Here is a 3,480-nt window from a genome sequence, read left to right on the forward strand (position 1 = left end):
CCGTCACCGGCATCCGTGCCGGCGGTGACGTGCTCGCCGCCGAGATTCGTGAGATAGCGGACCGCGAGTCGCTGGGAGATTCCGCGAAAGGACTCCTCGATAGTGATTTGCTCCGGCGTCTCTTCAGGTGAGCTGTTCGTGTCGCAGGCCCCGCCGGCGACCGGCGGGAAGATGCTGAGCGTGTCGCCGTCCTCGAGCACCGTCTCGACGCCGTCCATATGGATCACCCCGCGTCCGTTACGCAGGACGTTGATCTGCGGGCGGAGCTCACCGTCCTCGATCAGGTCGAGGTCGGGGTACTCCGCCTCCAGTTCGGCGAGCACCTCCCCGACGGTTGCCCCATCCGGCAACTCGTGGTCGACGGTCTTCTGCCCGACCGCTTCCCGGAAATTCGCGAAGAACTTGAGCGAGAGCTGCATACACGCTCTTGGACGGTTCAGGACAAAAACCCTCGCGCGCCGGCATCGAACGGCTCGCCACCGGCCGGCGGCCGTTCAGCCCTGGTTCCAGGGCGCGTCGTCGAAGTCGACCAGCCGGCGGCGTTCGTCGATGGCGTCGATGGCGGCGATATCCTCGTCGTCGAGCTCCAGCTGTTGGGCCTCCCAGTTGTCCCGGATGTGGCCCTCACTGGTGGCTTTGGGGATAGCGACGACGTTCTCCTTCGAGAGCAGCCACGCCAGGCTCACCTGCGCGGGCGACGCATCGTGTTTCTCTGCCACCTCCCGAATCGCCTCGACTTCTGTCACCTGATTCCGGGCGATGGGGCAGTACGCGACCAGCCAGTAGCCGTTCTCGACGGCGTGCTCCCGGAGCTCGGTCTGGGGGAGCATCGGATGGCACTCGACCTGATGGGCGACGAGCTCCGTGTCGAGTCGCGCCATCGCAGCCTCGAGCTGGTCGACCCGGAAGTTCGACAGCCCAACCTCGCGGATTATGCCGTCGGCGTGGAGGTCGTTCAGTGCCTGGATCGTGTCCTCCGGGTCGTACGTGTTGATCGGCCAGTGGACGTACAGCAGGTCGATCGTGTCGACGCCCAGCTTCTCGGCGCTCTCGTAGGTCGAGTGGATGGCGTCCTCGTAGGCGAGCATGCTCGTCGTGATTTTGCTCGCCAGAGACACGTCCTCCCGGTCGACGCTGCTTGCGGCGATACCGGTTCCAACAGCGTTCTCGTTTTCGTAGCCCTGTGCGGTGTCGACATGCCGGTACCCCATCTCGAGGGCGGTCCGGACGCTCTCGGCACACTGCTCGGGATCGTCGTTCTGGTACGTGCCGATACCCAATCGGGGGATTTCTCGCATAGTCGAGACGTCGGCTCGATAGATGCTCAAGCCACCGATTGCGGCAGCCTGAGTCCGGCTCGGCGCTCAGACGTCGAGAGTAACCGGTTCGAAACCCAGGTCGTCGAGGTGGCTCTCCAGCGCGCCGACCCGACGACCGATCTCGTCGGGGTCGTGGGCGTCGGTGCCGACGACGAACTCACAATCGTGGTCACGGAGCGCCGTGAGCAGTCCCGGCGCGGGGTGGAACTCGCCGTAGTCGCGGAGGGCGCGCCCGGCGTTGATCTCGGGCACCGTGTCCGAGTCGGCAAAGGCGGCGGCGACCCGCTCGTACTGCTCGGTCGTCGAGAACCCCCGTAGGGAGGGTGTGCGCTCCACCAGGTCGACGTGGGCGGCGATATCGAACAGCTCAGAGTCCACGAGATCGACGAGCCTCTCGTAGTAGTCGTCGACGACCGCGGCACGGGCCGCCTCGTCGTCACCGCGGAACTCGCCGTCGTCCTGCACGTTCCGCCCGTCCACCTGATGGACGCTGCCGATGGCGTAGTCGAAGCCCGCCTCGTCGAGGAAGCCGTCGATTTGCTCGCTCTCGCTGGGGAGATAGTCGATTTCGACGGCGTCGAACACTCGCACGTCGAGTTCCTCCTCGACGCGCTGGATTCCGCGACGGCGGCGCTCGTAGGTCAGGTCCAGGTGGAAGCCGAACATATCGCGGTTGGCCCGAAGCCGGTCCTCGCTGGAGAGATGGCAGTGGTCGGCGATGCCGATACCGTCCAGCCCGGCCCGTTCGGCGGCCGCAGCCATCGAGTAGAGGAACGAGCCGTCGGAGTAGTTCGAGTGGGTGTGGTAGTCGAACCTGACCATCAGGGAAGCGGGCAGAGACTCGCGGTGAAGACGGCGACTTCGTCGGTGTCGTTACGGGCGCCGTGGGCGACGCCGCGGTCGTGGTGGACGACGCCCGGCGCGTCGAGCGCTTCCTCCTCGCCGTCCTGAACCACGGTGACGGTGCCGCGGAGCACGTGAAACACGTTGACGCTATCCGGGTGATCGTGGCTATCCAGTTCTGCGCCCGGCCCGAGGTAGAACGCCTTGACCAGTACGTCGTTGTCGACGACCAGTTCTTCAGTCTGCAGTTCGCCCGGTTCGGGCTCGACGTCGGAGAGTCGGTTCACGACTGACCAGTGGGGCGGTAGGAACAAAAGTCCGACTACGTCGAACAGCTTCGCCAGCGTCCCCGATCCGAGCGGCGGGAGGGCTCTATCGGTTGTCAGCGGAGCGCTGCCGGCGAAGCATCGAACTACGCCGATTGAATCCTCGGACCGGCTCGGCATGCGGCGTCGCTTGGAAGATGAGTCCGTTCTGGTGGCCAACTGGCCGCCGTTGGTCGGTCTCACTCGACCATTGTACGGTGGAAGACCAACCGCCGTTCGTCGTGCGGTGGAACACCCACCGCAACTGGTCTCCGTTTAGCGAACGGTTCGGTCAGACGGTGCCAAAGACGTCCGCCACTGACACGAGGCGTCCATCGTCCAACCGCAGTCGCCGTCGACGGCTCGGCAGTTGCCTCCGCTCGCCCACACAAGAGGATAGGCAACGAGTGCGGCTCCGAAGAGCCGTTATCGGGCGAATTGCGGCCCGCCCATACGGGCCTCGGTGGAGGGTTCTTCAATCGATGTCACGTTGTGATCGCGTCAGCAGGTCCGTCGACGGAGTTAGGCGTCGGTCTCCGTCTCGTCGTCGTCATCGTCGTCGTCGTCGTCCTCGTCGTCCTCGTCGTCGTCTCCAGCGTCGTCAGCGTTCCCGCCAGCGTTGCTGGAGTTCCCCTTGTCGCCCGCTTTGTCGGCGTTCCCGTTCTCAGCGGCGTTGTCAGAGTTGCCAGCGTTGTCGGAGTTGCCCCTGTCGTTACCGAGCGTTTCCTGGATCTGCTGGCCGAGGTTCCCCTCGCCACCACTGTTGAGGAACTGCTGGCCACCACTGTTGAGGAACTGCTGGATCGTCGCGAGCACGGCGTGTGCGCGGTCGGAGGCGTTCTCGTTTGCGCTCAGGGTGACGTTACCCTCGTCGTCCTCCTCCTCGTCCTCTTCCTCGGGGACGAGCGTGTTGTTCTCGATGCTGTACTCCTGTTCGAGTTCCATCTCGCCCTTCTCGAACTCGAGTTCGAGCTCCTCGGTCGCGTTCGTCTCGAACGTCAGCGAGCCGTTGG

3 protein-coding genes and 2 pseudogenes are annotated in these 3,480 nt (G+C 64.9%); all 5 read right to left on the reverse strand.

Translation table 11 applies throughout. The annotated features are described in order from the left end of the window. Positions 1-149 precede the first annotated feature (149 nt). Positions 150-419: pseudogene (locus V5A38_RS14500) on the reverse strand (ubiquitin-like small modifier protein 1); the annotation flags it as partial. 75 nt (positions 420-494) lie between these two features. Next, a complete protein-coding gene (locus tag V5A38_RS14505) occupies positions 495-1,298 on the reverse strand; it encodes an aldo/keto reductase (RefSeq protein ID WP_332326475.1) in 804 nt (267 codons plus the stop codon). Between the two features lie 66 nt (positions 1,299-1,364). Beyond that, the gene (locus V5A38_RS14510) at positions 1,365-2,141 is read right to left on the reverse strand and encodes a PHP domain-containing protein (RefSeq protein ID WP_332326476.1); all 777 of its coding nucleotides are present in this window, start codon (positions 2,139-2,141) and stop codon (positions 1,365-1,367) included. Next, positions 2,141-2,449, reverse strand: a complete 309-nt coding sequence (locus tag V5A38_RS14515; protein WP_332326477.1) for a cupin domain-containing protein — start codon at positions 2,447-2,449, stop codon at positions 2,141-2,143. The genes V5A38_RS14510 and V5A38_RS14515 overlap by 1 nt, the downstream gene beginning before the upstream one ends. 540 nt (positions 2,450-2,989) lie before the next feature. Further along, positions 2,990-3,480 (reverse strand): annotated as a pseudogene (locus V5A38_RS14520) (hypothetical protein); the annotation flags it as partial.

This window comes from Halolamina sp. (genome assembly GCF_036626355.1).
In the GTDB taxonomy this organism is placed as follows: Archaea; Halobacteriota; Halobacteria; order Halobacteriales; family Haloferacaceae; genus Halolamina.

Bases quoted from the DNA above. Each gene is read 5' to 3' on its own strand.
- V5A38_RS14505 (WP_332326475.1), bottom strand. From the start codon at position 1,298: ATGCGAGAAATCCCCCGATTGGGTATCGGCACGTACCAGAACGACGAT.
- V5A38_RS14510 (WP_332326476.1), bottom strand. From the start codon at position 2,141: ATGGTCAGGTTCGACTACCACACCCACTCGAACTACTCCGACGGCTCG.